Source organism: Roseateles koreensis, from assembly GCF_028595305.1.
Lineage (GTDB): Bacteria > Pseudomonadota > Gammaproteobacteria > Burkholderiales > Burkholderiaceae_C > Paucibacter_A > Paucibacter_A koreensis.
Genome location: NZ_JAQQXS010000017.1, coordinates 1 through 15,840, shown reverse-complemented (window position 1 = coordinate 15,840; position 15,840 = coordinate 1). Strand labels below are relative to the sequence as shown.

Annotated in this window: 13 protein-coding genes and 1 pseudogene; 8 read left to right on the top strand and 6 right to left on the bottom strand. The window is 61.0% G+C overall.

What is annotated here, in order from left to right:
- The first annotated feature begins 69 nt into the window (after positions 1-69).
- The 7 genes from PRZ01_RS16910 to PRZ01_RS16880 all read left to right on the top strand — a co-directional run bounded on the left by PRZ01_RS16910 (position 70) and on the right by PRZ01_RS16880 (position 10,006).
- A complete protein-coding gene (locus PRZ01_RS16910; RefSeq protein WP_273597993.1) occupies positions 70-1,446 on the top strand; it encodes an aspartate aminotransferase family protein in 1,377 nt (458 codons plus the stop codon).
- Positions 1,447-1,624: 178 nt separating this feature from the next.
- Positions 1,625-4,321, top strand: a complete 2,697-nt coding sequence (locus PRZ01_RS16905) for a TonB-dependent receptor plug domain-containing protein (protein ID WP_273597991.1) — start codon at positions 1,625-1,627, stop codon at positions 4,319-4,321.
- A 32-nt stretch (positions 4,322-4,353) separates the two neighbouring features.
- On the top strand, positions 4,354-5,502 hold the full coding sequence (locus PRZ01_RS16900; protein ID WP_273597989.1) for a polyamine ABC transporter substrate-binding protein: 1,149 nt from the start codon (positions 4,354-4,356) through the stop codon (positions 5,500-5,502).
- Positions 5,502-6,635 carry an ABC transporter ATP-binding protein gene (locus PRZ01_RS16895; protein WP_273597987.1) on the top strand — a complete coding sequence of 378 codons (1,134 nt, stop codon included), beginning with the start codon at positions 5,502-5,504 and terminating at the stop codon, positions 6,633-6,635. Before PRZ01_RS16900 ends, PRZ01_RS16895 begins: the two co-directional genes overlap by 1 nt.
- A 10-nt stretch (positions 6,636-6,645) precedes the next feature.
- Entirely contained in the window at positions 6,646-7,620 is a 975-nt protein-coding gene (locus PRZ01_RS16890; protein WP_273597985.1) for an ABC transporter permease, read from the top strand.
- Positions 7,617-8,444, top strand: a complete 828-nt coding sequence (locus PRZ01_RS16885; protein ID WP_273597983.1) for an ABC transporter permease — start codon at positions 7,617-7,619, stop codon at positions 8,442-8,444. Before PRZ01_RS16890 ends, PRZ01_RS16885 begins: the two co-directional genes overlap by 4 nt.
- A gap of 68 nt (positions 8,445-8,512) precedes the next feature.
- Positions 8,513-10,006 carry an aldehyde dehydrogenase gene (locus PRZ01_RS16880; RefSeq protein WP_273597982.1) on the top strand — a complete coding sequence of 498 codons (1,494 nt, stop codon included), beginning with the start codon at positions 8,513-8,515 and terminating at the stop codon, positions 10,004-10,006.
- Between the two features lie 40 nt (positions 10,007-10,046).
- On the opposite strand, the gene PRZ01_RS16875 is transcribed toward PRZ01_RS16880, so the two are convergent.
- The 3 genes from PRZ01_RS16875 to PRZ01_RS16865 are packed head-to-tail and all read right to left on the bottom strand — an operon-like array spanning position 10,047 to position 12,071.
- Complete coding sequence (locus tag PRZ01_RS16875; protein WP_273597980.1) at positions 10,047-11,156, bottom strand: rhodanese-like domain-containing protein; 1,110 nt, start codon at positions 11,154-11,156, stop codon at positions 10,047-10,049.
- Between the two features lie 44 nt (positions 11,157-11,200).
- Entirely contained in the window at positions 11,201-11,614 is a 414-nt protein-coding gene (locus tag PRZ01_RS16870) for a DUF6691 family protein (protein ID WP_273597978.1), read from the bottom strand.
- A 13-nt stretch (positions 11,615-11,627) separates the two neighbouring features.
- Complete coding sequence (locus PRZ01_RS16865; protein ID WP_273597976.1) at positions 11,628-12,071, bottom strand: YeeE/YedE family protein; 444 nt, start codon at positions 12,069-12,071, stop codon at positions 11,628-11,630.
- A gap of 209 nt (positions 12,072-12,280) precedes the next feature.
- Here PRZ01_RS16865 and PRZ01_RS16860 point away from each other — a divergent pair, with 209 nt between their 5' ends.
- Positions 12,281-12,922, top strand: a complete 642-nt coding sequence (locus tag PRZ01_RS16860) for a DsbA family oxidoreductase (RefSeq protein ID WP_273597974.1) — start codon at positions 12,281-12,283, stop codon at positions 12,920-12,922.
- Between the two features lie 64 nt (positions 12,923-12,986).
- Here the strand turns inward: PRZ01_RS16860 and PRZ01_RS16855 are convergent, their stop codons facing one another.
- The 3 genes and pseudogenes from PRZ01_RS16855 to PRZ01_RS16845 all read right to left on the bottom strand — a co-directional run.
- The gene (locus PRZ01_RS16855) at positions 12,987-13,619 is read right to left on the bottom strand and encodes a bifunctional 4-hydroxy-2-oxoglutarate aldolase/2-dehydro-3-deoxy-phosphogluconate aldolase (RefSeq protein ID WP_273597972.1); all 633 of its coding nucleotides are present in this window, start codon (positions 13,617-13,619) and stop codon (positions 12,987-12,989) included.
- 73 nt (positions 13,620-13,692) lie between these two features.
- Positions 13,693-15,513 (bottom strand): phosphogluconate dehydratase, encoded by a 1,821-nt coding sequence (edd, locus tag PRZ01_RS16850; RefSeq protein ID WP_273597970.1) that lies wholly within the window; start codon positions 15,511-15,513, stop codon positions 13,693-13,695.
- 214 nt (positions 15,514-15,727) lie between these two features.
- Positions 15,728-15,840: pseudogene (locus PRZ01_RS16845) on the bottom strand (ABC transporter ATP-binding protein); the annotation flags it as partial.

Below are 15,840 nucleotides of genomic sequence, written 5' to 3'. Positions count from 1 at the left end.
CTTCAACGTTGAATTTTTCTTACCGGGTGGGCGCTCCGTCGCCTGCCCGCGGAACACCGGAGAACCCCCATGACAAGCCGCACCACCGCTGAATGGCAAGCCGCTGATGCTCGCCACTTTCTGCACCCTTTCACCGATTTCAAAGACCTGGCGAAAAAGGGCTCGCGCATCATCAAAAAGGCCGAGAACATCTACTTGTGGGACAGCGAGGGCCACAAGATCCTCGACGCCATGAGTGGCCTATGGTGCGTCAACATGGGCTACGGCCAGCAGCCCCTGATCGACGCAGCCGCGCAACAGATGAAAGAGCTGCCCTTCTACAACGCCTTCTTCCAGACCTCAACAACGCCGGCGATTGAGCTGGCGGAAGTCTTGGCCGAGGTGGCGCCCCCGCACTTTCAACACGTCTTCTTCACCAGCTCGGGCTCAGAAGGTAACGACACCGTTGTACGGATGGTTCGCCGTTACTGGGATGTGTTGGGGCAGCCCAATCGCCAAGTCATCATCGGGCGCATCAACGGCTACCACGGCTCGACCATGGCGGGCGCGTCGTTGGGCGGCATGAGCGGCATGCATGCCCAGGGCGGTCTGCCCATTCCTGACATCACGCACATTGACCAGCCTCACTGGTACGAGCTCGGCGGCTCGCAGTCGCGGGACGAATTCGGCATCACTGCTGCGCGTTGGCTGGAAGACAAGATCCTGGCCGTCGGCCCCGACCGCGTAGCCGCCTTCATCGGTGAGCCGGTGCAAGGCGCCGGCGGCGTCATCGTGCCGCCAGCCACGTACTGGCCTGAGATCCAACGCATCTGCGACAAGTACGGCATTTTGCTCGTGAGCGATGAAGTGATCTGCGGCTTTGGTCGCACCGGCAACTGGTTTGGCTGCGAAACCATGGGCAGCAAACCCGATCTCATGACCTTCGCTAAAGGCGTGACCTCGGGCTACATCCCACTGGGCGGCGTGATGGTGGGTGAACGCATCGCCAAGGTACTGATTGAGCAAGGCGGCGAGTTCAACCACGGCTTCACCTACTCCGGCCACCCGACCGCTTGCGCGGTTGCCCTGGCCAACATCCGGCTGATGCGCGAGCAAGACGTGGTCCGCAAGGTTCGCGAAGAACTGGGGCCGCATCTTGCCCAGCGCTTCGCCGAATTGGCAAAACACCCGCTGGTCGGTGAAGTCCAAACCTGCGGAATGATGGGCGCGGTGCAACTGGTGAAAGACAAAGCCACGCGCAAGGCCTTCGACAGCGCCTTGGAGGTGGGCATGGTGTGCCGCACCCATTGCTTCAACAACGGGTTGATCATGCGGGCCGTTGGCGATCGCATGATCGTGGCGCCACCGCTGGTGATGACCGTGGCACAAATCGACGAGATGGCGGACCTCATCCAGAAGGTCCTGGACTTGACCCTGGCCGAGTTGAACCAACGCGGCTGGCTGTAACCCCCCGACGGCGCCCCGGAAGGCACAGGCTTCAGCCTTCCGCGTGTCGTGTTGATGCACCAGCCAAGCGCTTTCCCCGCTGGCGCACGCACCCGGTCTCGACCACAGTCATGTCCCTACAAGGCCGCCCGAACGAGGCGGACATCGAATTCATTTATCTAACGCACTGGAGCTCACGATGATCAAGAAGATTCACCCCGGGTTTCCCTTGCAGGCTTTGATGTCCGCCTGCCTGCTTGCCTGCCTAACGACTCAAGCCAGCGCACAAAGTGCGGCCGATGTGCCCGCCACCGACAAGCTGGAGCGCGTGATGGTGACCGGCTCGAACCTCCATCGCATCGCCGCCGAAACACCCAGCCCCGTGCAGGTGATGACGGCCACCGATCTCAAACAATCCGGCTACACCTCGGTGGCCGACGTGCTGCACAACATCACGGCCAACAATATGGGGTCACTCTCTCAGGGCAACGCCAGCGCCTTCGCGGCCGGCGGCAGCGGCGTGTCGCTGCGGGGCCTGACGGTGGGCGCCACCCTGGTGCTGATCGACGGGCATCGCATGGCCTCCTACCCGATGCCCGACGACGGCGAGCGCGACTTTGTCGACATTGCCTCAATCCCCTTCGAAACCATCGAACGCATTGAAATTCTCAAGGACGGTGCTTCCGCCGTTTATGGCTCAGACGCCATGGCCGGCGTCGTGAACGTGATCTTGAAGAAGGAATTCAAAGGCCTGACCTTGAGCGGCGAAACCGGAGTTTCCTCCAAGGGCGACGGCAACACCCATCACTTCTCGATCACCGGCGGCGTGGGCGATCTAGGCAACGATGGCTACAACGCCTATGCGTCCCTGGAGTACCGCCAACAAGAAGCCGTGCTGCTGAAAAACCGCAGCTATCTGGCGATCACCGATTGGTCCAAGTACGGCGGCACCGCCAATATCTTCGACAGCAACCAAACGCCCAATCTGGCCGGTAACGATCAATTGCAGTTGCAGCCCAAGACGCAGAATCTCAACGTCATGAGCCGCTTCACCAAGGTTCTGGCTGACGGTTGGCAAGCCAATCTGCAGGCCTCGATGCTGAACAGCCGGGCCACTCAGATCGGCGTGTTCAATGACGTGAGCGCTGGGCAGCAAAGCTTCGCATTCGGGCCCAGCAACTCGCAAAACCCAACGCCCAATCCGCTGGGCAACCCCTACACCTTCATGCAAGCGGATGGCGTCACGCCCTTCACCAGTGCGTTGAACGCCTTGGGCCCGCAGACGCAGCACAGCGACACCACCTCCTACCGCTTTGTAGCGGAGCTTTCTGGCGAGCTTGCAGGTTGGTCGGTTGACCTTTCCATGGGCCACACACGCGTTGAAACCAAACTCGAAAGCAGCAACTTCTTGAGTGTCAGCGGCTTCCAATCGGCCTTGAGCGATGGCAGTTTTGTGCCAGGTCAGAGCACCATCAGTTCAGCCCTGCGCAGCCGCATTGCACCCACGGGCAACTCGACGTCCACCAACGAGCTCAACTTCATCAGCGTGCGCGGCTCGCGTGATCTGATGACGCTGGCTGGTGGCCCGCTGTCTCTGGGCACCGGCCTGGACTTGACGCGCCGCAAGCTGTCGGAGAGTTTCCCTGCGGGGTTCGTCTCGGGTGACCAGTACAGCCCCATCTATTCCTTCGCCCAGGGCGAGCAGACCATCACTGCCGCATACGCCGAGCTGGCTGCCCCCATCACCAAAGAGCTGGAACTGGACGCCGCCGCCCGCGTTGACCACTACGACACCTATGGCAACTCGGTCACGCCCAAGTTCGGCGTCAAGTACACACCCAGCAAGCAATTGACCTTGCGCGGTACCTACTCACAAGGGTTCCGCGCCCCCAACCCAGCGGAGATTGGCAAAGCCGGTTCCACCTCCGGCGTGCTGAACCCGCTGTATGACCCGGTGCTGTGCACCAACGGCAACCCGGCCACCGCCATCGACCCGAACCAGTGCAGCATCTTCATCACCGAGTTGCAACTCTCCAACCCCAAACTCAAACCCGAGCATTCAGACTCCTACACCCTGGGCCTGATTTTCGAGCCGACCGACTGGTTCAACATGTCGCTCGACTACTACGACATCACGATCAAGGATCAGATCATCGCCGTCGGCCTGCTGGGACAAACACAGCTCAACAACCCTGCCACCTACAGCGCGAATATCTTCCGGGCTGCGCCTGATCCGACCATTCCGGGCGCCACAGTGGGCCCGATTACTTACGAAACTTATCCCTTCCTGAATGCCAGCCGCACGCACACCACCGGGGTAGACATTGACCTGCGCACCCGGTTTGACCTGGGTGAATCGGGCAAGCTCCATGCCGAGTTCAACTTCACCCGCATGCTGTCCTACGACATGACTTACGGTGGCACCACCTACAACTTCGTCGGCACGCACGGCCCGAGCTTTGTGTCAGGCGACACTGGCACCGCGCAAGACCGTGCGCAGTTCACCCTCACTTGGTTGCGCGGCCCAATGACGTTGACCGGCACCGTGAACTACATCAGCGGCATGACCGTGCTGGACCCAACGGCCTCGCCCAACACCTGCGACTTCGCACTGTCGGGCACTTTCCCGAACGGCGTGCCAGCGCAGGCGCAAAACTTCTGCCACGTGCCCTCGTTCACCACGTTCAACCTGACGGGCAAATACGACGTCAGCAAGAACTTCTCGGTGCACGCCTCTGTCACCAACCTGTTTGACCGTCATGCGCCGTATGACCTGCAAACCTTCGGCTCCACCGGCAACGGTGCACAGGCCGGCGGCGCCGCCTACAACCCGGCCTTGCATCAAGAGGGTGCCATCGGGCGCTTCTTCAACGTAGGCGCAAGTTACCGGTTCTGAACTTCAATTACAGCACCACCGCCAAGCTCACCATGTCACGAAATCGATTCAAATCCGGGGCCTGGCTGAGCTTGTTGGCCGCGCTGGCACTCTTGCCCTTTAGTGTCAGCGCGGTGCATGCCGCAGCACCCGCCACGACACCTGCCGCTGAAGATAAGGTGCTCAACGTCTACAACTGGTCTGACTACATCGCAGAGGACACGATCCGGAATTTCGAAAAAGAAACCGGCATCAAGGTCCGCTACGACAGCTTTGACAACAACGAGATCGTCCACGCCAAGCTCGTCGCCGGCCACACAGGCTACGACGTGGTCGTGCCCACCGCCTATTGGGCCAAATTGCAAGCCGAGGGTGGGTTGCTGCGCAAGCTCGACAAAAGCCTACTGCCCAACTTGGCCAATCTGGACCCGGCTTTGCAGGCCCAACTCGCCGTTCTTGACCCCGGTAATCAATTCATGGTGACCTGGCTCTGGGGCTTCAGCACCATTGGCATCAACGTCGACAAGGTGCGTGCTGCCCTGGGCCCATTGCCCATGCCCGCCAATGCCTGGGACTTGTTGTTCAAACCCGCCTATGTGTCGCGCCTGACCGCGTGCGGCGTCAGCGTGATGGACTCTGCAACCGAAGTGGTGCCCGCCGCCTTGCACTATCTGGGCAAGCCGGCGTTCAGCCGCGTTTTGGGTGACTACAAAGATGTGCCGGCGCTGCTGCAATCCATTCGGCCTTCGATCACCTTGTTCAGCAGCTCAGGCTACATCAATGACCTCGCCAATGGCTCGCTGTGCATGGTGCTGGGTTGGTCGGGCGACATCAATATCGCGCGCCAACGGGCCATCGACGGCAAGACTGGCCAGCACATCGAGGCCCTGATCCCGCCGACGGGTGGCCTGCTGTTCATGGACACCATGGTGATCCCGAGCGATGCGCCCCACCCGCTCAATGCCCATCGTTTCATCAACTACATCCTGCGCCCCGAGGTTCACGCAGCGATCACCAACAAGGTGTTCTACGCCAACCCCAATCTCAGTTCACGCCCATTCATCAAGCCCGAGATCCGCAGCAACCCCAGCGTTTTCCCGGCCCCGGCTGATATGGCGCGCATGGTGGTGTCTCAACCGCTCAACAACGACGCGCGCCGCAAGATGAACCGCATCTTCACGAGCTTCAAGACCGAACAGTGATGCCAATCTCTACCTCAGCTTCTCAGCCCGCTGCACCTTATCTGCGCCTTGAAAATGTCGTCAAGGACTTCGGCGGCGGGGCCAAGGCGGTTGCCGGCGTCAGCCTGGACATCCAACAAGGTGAAATCTTCGCCTTGCTCGGTTCTTCAGGCTGCGGCAAAACCACGCTGCTACGTATTCTGGCGGGCTTCGAAACCCCCACCAGCGGCCGCATTTTGTTGAATGGCTGCGACCTTGCCGGCTTGCCACCCTATGCCCGGCCCATCAACATGATGTTCCAGAGCTACGCGCTGTTTCCGCATCTCAGCGTCTGGGACAACATCGCATTCGGCCTGCGGCGTGAGCAATGCACCCGCGCAGAGATCAGCGCAAGAGTCGACGCCATCTTGAAGTTGGTACAACTCGGCCACCTCGCCAAGCGCAAACCCCACCAACTCTCGGGTGGGCAGCAACAGCGGGTCGCGCTGGCGCGCAGTCTCGTCAAGGCGCCCAAATTGCTGCTGCTTGACGAGCCCCTTGGCGCGTTGGACAAAAAACTGCGCGAAGAGACCCAGATCGAGTTGGTCAACATCATTCGCCAAGTGGGCGTGACCTGCGTCATGGTCACCCACGACCAGGAAGAGGCCATGACCATGGCCACGCGCATCGGCATCATGAGCGAGGGCCTGCTTCAGCAAGTGGCGCCGCCCGCACAAATTTATGAAACACCCGCCAACCGCTTCGTGGCGGACTTCATCGGCAACGTCAACATGATGGAAGGCACGTTGGTCTGCGACAACCCAGACCACGTACTGATCCGCTGCGCTGATTGCCAGCACCTCATCGGGCACGGCATCTCCGGCAGTGAAGGCATGGCCGTCGCTGTCGCGCTGCGTCCCGAGAAGATCACCCTGAGCCGCCAGCCACCGGCCGCCGACGCGTCGGCGCCGGAAGCGGTCAACTGCGTCAGCGGTCGTCTGGAGGATTTGGCCTACTTCGGCGCCTACACCGTCTACCGCCTGCGCCTGCCCAGTGGCGGGCTGCTGAAAGTGTCCATGGCCAATACCGAACGCCATCCTGACGAGCAAGCCGCCGTGGGCGAAACCTGCTGGGCCCGGTGGAGCGACTCCGCTGCCGTTGTGCTGACCCACTGAGGCCCAAGTGATGAGCGCTTCCGCCACCACACCCGCAACGTCACCTGCAACATCACCGCAAGCGCCGCTGCATCCCTTGTGGAAAATTGCGGGCTTGGGCCGGCGCCTCGTGATCGGCGTGCCGCTGGCGTGGCTGTTGGTGTGCTTCGCTGTGCCCTTTTTGATCGTGCTGAAAATCAGCGTCTCCGACATGGATGCAGTCCGGGTCATGGACCTCAGCAGTTATGTCGACGGCGTGTTGCGCATTGACCTGCACCTCAGCGGCTACGGCGCCTTGTTTGAAGACGCCCATTACATCCGAGCCTATTTACTGAGTCTGCGTTACGCGGCGCTCACCACAGCAGGCTGCCTTTTCATCGCTTATCCGTTTGCCTACTTCATGGCGCGCAGCAAACCGCATGTGCAGCCAGTGTTGGTGATGCTGGTCATGCTGCCCTTCTGGACCTCCTTCCTGCTGCGCATTTACGCCTGGAAGGGCTTGTTGAGCGAGCATGGATGGGTGGCGCAAGCCATCGCCATGCTGGGCCTTGATCGCCTGCTGGCGGCACTGGGCCTGATTGCCGTACCGGGGCAGTTGATGAACACCCCTTTCTCGCTGCTGGTGGGCATGGTGTATTGCTACGTGCCGTTCATGGTTCTGCCGCTTTATGCGCATCTGGCCAAGATGGATCTGCGCCTGCTCGAAGCAGCGGCCGATCTGGGCGCCCGCCCCTGGACGGCCTTCTGGCGCATCACCGTGCCTTTATCCAAAACCGGCATCATCGCCGGCTGCCTGCTGGTCTTCATTCCTTGCGTGGGTGAATTCGTCATTCCTGAATTGTTGGGCGGCCCCAAGACACAAATGATCGGCCGGGTGTTGTGGGATGAATTTTTTGGCAACAACGACTGGCCCCTGGCCTGCGGCGTGGCGGTATTGCTGATCCTGCTGGTCATGCTGCCCTTGAATTGGTTCAACCGCATTCAGGCCCAGGAGGCACGCGCATGAACACCGGTCGCTGGATTTCCCGCCTGTGGCTGTTTGGCGGCTACACCTTTCTGTATCTGCCGATTTTTGCCTTACTGGTCTACGCCTTCAATGACTCGCCCATCCCCTCCGTCTGGGGCGGGCTAACCCTCAAATGGTTCGCCAAACTGGCTGACGACCCAGAGATGCTGGAGGGCTTGCGCCTGTCCATGCTGATCGCCTTTTTGAGTGCCAGTGCTGCGGTGGTGCTGGGTTTGCTGTCTGCGTTTGCACTCGTCAAATTTCAGCGATTTCGCGGGCGCGGCTTGCTGGAGGGCATGGTCAACGCCCCACTGGTGATGCCGGAGGTCATCATCGGCCTCTCCCTGCTGCTGATGCTGGTGAGCCTGCAACGCAGTTTGGGCGTGCCTGCGCGGGGCGCCTTCACCATCTGGATCGGGCATGTCTTGCTGTGCATGGCCTACGCCAATGTGGTGGTGCAAGCCCGCCTCAAGGAACTGCCTCAACAGCTTGAAGAGGCGGCCATGGACCTCGGCGCGCGCGAGCACCAGGTGTTCTTTCTGGTCACGCTGCCGATGATTCTGCCCTCGCTGGCGTCGGCCTGGCTGCTGTGCTTCACCTTGTCGCTGGACGATGTGGTCTTGTCAGAATTTCTCTCCGGCCCCGGTGCAACCACCATGCCGATGATTATTTTTTCACGCGCACGCCTGGGGCTCAGCCCCAGCGTCAACGCCGTCGCTGCCGTCATCATTGGCGCCGTGTCCCTGGGTGTGATTGCGGCCAGCCTCTGGGTGGCCCGCCAAGAACGCAAGCGCCAACGCGACATGCTGCTGGCGAGCGGTTGATGATTGGCACCGGATACGCCGCCGCAGAGGCACTCCCCCTTACGTTTTTGCCTATAGAAAGACTTTTCATGAAACCCACCATCGACTGGCATGCCCGCGCCGCCGCGCTCAAAATTGACGGCCGCCCCTTCATCGGTGGCCGCCGTGTCGACAGCGTCGACGGCCAGACCATTTCCAACATCTCCCCCGTTAATGGCAAATCCTTGGGCGATGTGAGTCGGGGCCAGGCGGCCGACATCGATGCCGCCGTGCGCTCCGCACGCGCCGCCTTCGACGACGCACGCTGGGCCGGCCAAGCGCCCGCCGCCCGCAAGCGCGTGTTGCAACGCTTTGCAGAAAATATTCTGGCGGCCAGAGAAGAACTGGCCCTGCTTGAAACCCTGGACATGGGCAAACCGATTCAGTACTCGCTGAGCGTGGACGTGCCCGCCACGGCGAGATGCATCGCCTGGTACGCCGAAGCGGTCGACAAGATCTACGACGAAATTGCCCCGACAGGGCCCAACGCCCTGGCCCTGATTCAACGCGAACCCATGGGCGTGATCGGCGCCATCGTGCCTTGGAACTACCCCATGATCATGTCCGCATGGAAGCTGGGGCCCGCGCTGGCCGCCGGCAACTCTGTGGTTCTCAAACCCAGCGAAAAATCGCCCCTGACCGCGCTGCGTCTGGCTGAACTGGCCGTTGAATCCGGTTTGCCCGAAGGCGTCTTCAACGTGGTACCCGGCTTTGGCCACGAAGCGGGTGAGGCGCTGGCCTTGCACATGGATGTCGACGCCGTCGGCTTCACAGGCTCGACCCGCGTCGGCCGCAAAATGCTCGAATACGCGGGCCGGTCCAACCTCAAGCGCGTGTACAACGAGCTGGGCGGTAAATCGGCGTTCCTGGTCTTCCCAGATTTTGACGACTTGAAGCGCGCCGCCAGCACGGTTGCCGGCGCCATGTTCTTCAACCAGGGCGAAAGCTGCAACGCCCCCTCGCGCGTGTTGGTGCACGAGAGCGTTGCCGATGAGTTTGTGCGTTTGGTTGCCGCTGAGGCGCCCAGTTATCAAGCCGCCGATCCTTTGAACCCCACGACCGTAATGGGCGCCTTGGTGGACGAAGGGCAACTGCGCACCGTGATGAGCTACATCGACAGCGGTAAGAACGAAGGCGCGCACGCCGTGGCAGGCGGTGTCCAGGCACTCAGCGAGACAGGCGGCTTCTATGTGCAACCCACCATCTTCGACGGCGTAACGTCGGCGATGAAGATTGCACGGGAAGAAATCTTTGGCCCGGTGCTGAGTGTGCTGCGCTTCAAAGACGAAGCCCAAGCCGTTGCCATGGCCAATGACAGCAACTTTGGCTTGCAGGCGAGCGTGTGGAGCAACCATATTGACCGCGCACACCGGGTGGCTCGCGCCCTGCGCGCCGGTACGGTGCACGTCAACCAATACGACGAAGACGACTTGACCGTGCCCTTTGGCGGCTACAAGCAAAGCGGCAATGGGCGCGACAAATCCTTGCACGCCTTCGACAAATACACCGAGCTAAAAACCACCTGGCTGCGTATCAACCCTTGATCAGCGCAGCTGTTCCCGGCTCACCCGCCACGGGCCGACTTCAGAGAGCGCCGGCCTCCACCGGCAAACCTTCTGCCCGCCAGCGCAACATGCCGCCGTGCAGATTGGCTACCCGCTGAAAGCCGGCTTTTTGAAGCAGCACGGTCGCCTGGGCCGACCGGGCGCCGGAGCGGCAAATGGTGACCGCCGGGCGGCTTGCATCGAGCTCTGCAGCACGCGAGGCCAGCTCCGACAAGGGCAACAGCCGGGCACCATGAAGATGCCCCAGCACGTCACTGAACTCCTCCGGCTCACGCACGTCAAGGAGTTGAATGTCGGCCCCATCCTTGGCGGCAAGCCGCTCGTACAACAGTGGCGCCTGAATCTCCCAGATACCGCCGAAATTGCAAGTCAGTGGCGCCCAGTCCACATTGCCTGAATGATGGCCTGCCGAACTCATTGGATTTAACGGACTTTGCGGCTCGCCACAGCGCAAATTAGCGGGCACAGCCACATCCATCAACTTGGGGTGCGGCAGACCCAAATTGTTCATGTAACCGGTGAAGTCCTGCTCATTGACAGCACCGCCCAGGCGCGGGTTGTACCGCCGTTCTTCGTCAACGCTGGTGACCGTCAAACCCCGGTAATCGTGCCCTGGATACAGCAGGCAGGCGCCCGGCAAAGACAAAATTTGCTCGTGCACCGAGTGGTACAAACGCGCTGCGCTGCCTTGCTGAAAGTCGGTTCGGCCGCAACCCCGAATCAACAGGCAATCCCCCGTGAACGCCTTGCTCTGATCGTCCAGCACATAACTCAAACAACTGTTGGTGTGCCCCGGCGTGGCGCGCGCCTCCACAAAACGCTGGCCAAACATCACCCGATCGCCGTGCTGCAACAAACGGTCTGCGTTCTGCACGCCCGAGGCTTGCGCCAACATGATCTGGCTGCCACAACGCTGCTTCAGCAACCACGCGCCGGTCACATGGTCAGCGTGAACATGCGTATCCAAAGTGGCGACCAAGCGCAGGCCCAGTTCGTGGACCAGGGCAGCATCACGCCGTTCATTTTCAAACACGGGGTCAATCAAGACCGCATCGCTGGAGGCGGAGTCGCCCAGCAAATAGGTATAGGTGGACGAGGTGGGGTCGAACAACTGGCGAAAAATTAGCATGACTCAGCTCCTTTCTTGCAATTCGACGGGATCATTTGACCGCATCAGCGGCGTTTCAACAGCAAGTCGAACGCCACCATGCCGAGCAACATGGCTGGCACGAAAATCCAAGCGGCAGCCAAACCGCTGCCCAGCGCCACCAAGGCTGGCCCCGGGCAAAAACCGGCCATGCCCCAACCCAGGCCGAACAGCAGACCACCACCGATCAACGCCTTGTCAATCACCGTGGTGGTCGGAATCTCCATGCGCTCACCGCACCACGCCTGCGTGCGGCGCCTGGCCAGCGCAAAAGCCACCACGCCGACAGAGATGGCACCGCCCATCACCAGCCCCAGGCTGGGATCCCAGGCGCCGGTCACATCCAAAAAACCTTTGACCTTGGCGGGATTGGTCATGCCGCTCAGCAGCAAACCCAATCCAAACACCAAGCCACTCACCCAAGCCAGCAAAAAACGCATAGGCCCCCTCGCCTCACAGCCAATGCCGAACAACCCACACACTGAATGCACCGCCCAGCATGAAACACAACACATTGACCAGCGAGCGCAAAGAGAATCGGCTCAAACCACACACGCCGTGTCCGCTGGTGCAACCATTGCCCATGCGCACGCCAACACCGACCAACAAGCCCGCCACGATCAGCAGGCCCGGCCCGACATCCACCGAGGCGACGGGCAACGGGGCAAACAGCGCCCACAACCAGGGCGCCGTCAGCAGCCCCAACAAAAATGTCAGCCGTGTCATTTCTGGCTGCAGCCCCGTGCGGCGAATCACGGCCAACAAAGGACTGGCAACGATGCCGGTGATACCCGCCACACGTCCATTGCCCAGCAGATACAGCGCCGTCGCCAAGCCGATCAGCAGGCCTCCGAACAAAGCGCTCCAGGGGGTGAAGGTATTCCAGTCAATGCTCATCACTCTTGCTTCTACTTCCACCAAGACTTGTGGCTCATTTGTTGCTAACGAACAAGTTTAGCGGTACAACCCCACCCTGCCTGCAGCTTGAAAAGAGTTTCCTTAACGCAGACTTGGCTCAGCTACCACAACGGCCCCAATAGACCCTGAGCTGCTGTGCCTATTCAAGCGACGCAGCAAGCACTCTCGTGCTGGGCTAGAGTCAGGGCATGAGAATTGACTTCGTATCCGATGTTTCTTGCCCCTGGTGCGCCATTGGACTCAAATCACTGGAGCAAGCGCTGGAAAAGCTCCCTGGGCTCGCCGTCGACTTGCATTTCCAACCCTTTGAGCTGAACCCGCAAATGGCGGCCGAAGGCGAGGAGATCAACGCGCATCTGGCGCGCAAATACGGCGCCGCGCCGGCGCAGCTGGAGCAAACCCGTGAAGCAATCCGCCAACGTGGGCAGGCTTTGGGCTTCACCTTCACCAAGGGCGCCCGCGATCGCATCTACAACACCTTTGATGCACACCGCTTGCTGCACTGGGCGGGCGAGCAAGGCGGTCAGGTTCAACGTGATTTGAAGCTGGCGCTTCTGCAGGCCTACTTCACCGATGGCCAAGATCCAAGTGATCATCAAGTACTGGCAAATGCGGCCTCCCAAGTGGGCCTGGACCGTGCGCAAGCCTTGGTGCTGCTGGCAAGCCGCCGCTTTGCGGAGGAAGTGCGTGAGGCCGAGTCTTACTGGCAAGGGCTGGGCATCCACTCGGTACCTGCGATCATCATCGACAACAAGCATCTGATCCAAGGCGGACAGCCCCCGGAGGTGTTTGAGCAAACCTTGCGGCAAATCGCGGCGTCCGGCGGCTAAAGCGCAGACGACTCAAAACTTAACAGTGCGCGGCATTTTTCAGCCGCGCTTTTTAACGCGATTTTTAGCCGCGTGAAACGGCAGCCGCTTCAACGGCCAAGCGGGTGATGCGCGCCCAGTCGCCAGCGTCAATGGCGTCTTGGGGCGTCAGCCAGGAGCCGCCGCAAACCTTCACATTGGGCAACTTCAAGAACTGAGGCGCTGTTTCAAGCGTGATGCCGCCGGTTGGGCAAAACACGACATCCGGAAATGGCCCCGACAGAGCCTTCAGCAAATTGATACCGCCCACAGCAACGGCCGGAAACAGTTTCAAAAAGCTGTAGCCCGCAGCATTGGCCTGCATGACTTCGCTGGCGGTCGAGACGCCCGGCAACAGCGGCAAACCCTTATCAAGGCAGGCTTGCCCGATGGCGTCGGTGTACCCAGGGCTCACGCCGAACTGGCAGCCAGCGTCCCGTGCCGCTTGCACATCTGCCACGCTGCGCAAAGTGCCTGCGCCAACAATGGCTTCAGGCACGGCACGAGCCATCGCCTCCATCGCCTTCAAGGCCACCGGCGTGCGCAGCGTCACTTCCAGCACCTTGACGCCACCGGCCACGAGGGCCTGCGCCAGGGGCACCGCGTCTTCAAGACGCTGGATCACAATGACGGGGATGACCGGCCCATGGCTGGCCAGGCTGAGTGTGTTCTTGCTCATCGTAGTTGCTCTTCGTTGGACGATTCAGGATCCGAATCGTCATTTGAATGATTGCGGGCGGCCTGCCTGGATGTCAAAGCCAGGTGATGGCGCCCTCTTCCGCTGCGCGCACATTGCGGCGCAAGCCGGCAAACAGCTCACGGCCCAGGCCGTGGCCATTTTCAAGCGCTTGCTCTGGCGCGATTTGCGCCTGCTCGCGGGCGGCCCATTCAGCCTCCGGCACCAAAGCCTGCAGGGCCCCGGTGACAGCGTCCATCCGAACCACATCGCCATCGCGCAGCTTGCCCAAGGGGCCGCCAGCCAAGGCCTCGGGGCTCACGTGGATGGCGGCAGGCACCTTTCCCGAGGCGCCACTCATGCGCCCGTCTGTCACCAAGGCCACCTTGAAGCCCTTGCCCTGCAGCACCGCCAGCGGCGGAGTCAGCTTGTGCAGCTCAGGCATGCCGTTAGCCTGCGGCCCCTGGAACCGGACCACCACCACCACGTCACGCTCCAACTCTCCCGCCTTGAAGGCCGCCAACATAGCCTCCTGCGTCGTAAAAATCCGAGCCGGTGCTTCAACGGTATGACGATCATCAGGTACGGCAGACACCTTGATCACCGCGCGCCCCAGATTGCCTTCCAGCAACTTCAGACCGCCGGTGGCACTGAAGGGCTGATCGGCCTGACGCACCACGCTCTCGTCGCCACTCTCAGGGGCCAGGTCTTGCCATGCGACTTGCCCGGTCGCGTCGTCCAAGCTGGGGCATCGGGTGTAGGGCCGCAAAGAATCTCCGGCCACGCTCAGCACATCTTCATGCATCAAGCCGGCGTCCAGCAACTCACGGATCACAAAACTCGGCCCACCCGCCGCCTGGAACTGATTCACATCAGCCGCGCCGTTAGGGTACACACGCGACAACAGCGGCACCACGGCGGACAAGGCTGAGAAGTCGCTCCAATCGATCAAAATTCCTGCAGAACGAGCCACCGCCACCCAGTGAATCAGGTGATTCGTGGACCCGCCAGTGGCCAACAAGGCCACCATGGCGTTGACGATGCAACGCTCGTCCACCAAACGCCCAATGGGGGTGTAGCGGGCCTTTGCCGTAATGGCCAGGGCGTGGCGAACGGCCTCGCGGGTCAAGGCCTCGCGCAGCGGTTCTTGGGGATGCACAAAGGCCGCGCCCGGTACGTGCAGGCCCATGGCTTCCAGCAGCATCTGATTGCTGTTGGCCGTGCCGTAGAAGGTACATGTGCCTGCGCTGTGGTAGGCCGCAGACTCGGCCTTGAGCAACTCATCTCGCCCCACCTTGCCCTGGGCATACAACTCACGTACTTTGCCCTTCTCGCTGTTGGACAAGCCCGTCCCCATCGGCCCTGCGGGCACGAAGACACAAGGCAAATGCCCAAAGTGCAAAGCGCCAATCAACAAGCCCGGAACAATCTTGTCGCAGATGCCCAGCAGCAACGCCGCATCAAACACATCATGACTCAAGCCAATCGCCGTACTCATCGCAATGTTGTCGCGCGAGAACAAGCTCAACTCCATGCCGGGGAGGCCCTGCGTCACCCCGTCGCACATGGCCGGCACGCCGCTGGCCACCTGCACGGTCGCGCCCTGGGCATGCGCCTCCTGACGAATCAAGGCCGGATAGCCCTCATATGGTTGATGGGCCGACAACATGTCGTTGTACGCCGTGACAATCGCCAGATTCGGCGCTTTTTCTTCAACGATCCGCAACTTGTCGTTGGCAGGCATGGCCGCCACGGCATGGGCCACATTGGCACAGCCCATGCGTTCAATACCACGCTTGCGCCCGGCAAGTTGTTCAATACCGTCCAAATAACGGCGGCGGGTTGCGGCGCTGCGTTGGCGGATGCGCTCGGTAACAGCGATCAAGGTCTTGTTCATAGACAAACCAATGTAACTTGGTCGTTTGGATACTTGTAACCATATTACACGTTCCCCAGTAAAACGGGTTACAAGCCGGGTACATGACGAGGCAATTCCGAGCCAGGCATGGCTGCAGCAATCAACACTGCGCGCTCGGTCAATCCAAAGCAACAAAGGCGACCCTCGGGCCGCCTTTGTGTTTATGCATCAGTAGCCCCGAAGAGCCGACCCGTCACTCCCCCAGATAAGCCGCCCTGACCTTGGGGTCGTTGAGCAGTGATTGGCCGTCGCCGGTCATGGTCACTTCGCCGGACTCCATCACGTAGCCGCGGTTGGCCAGGCTCA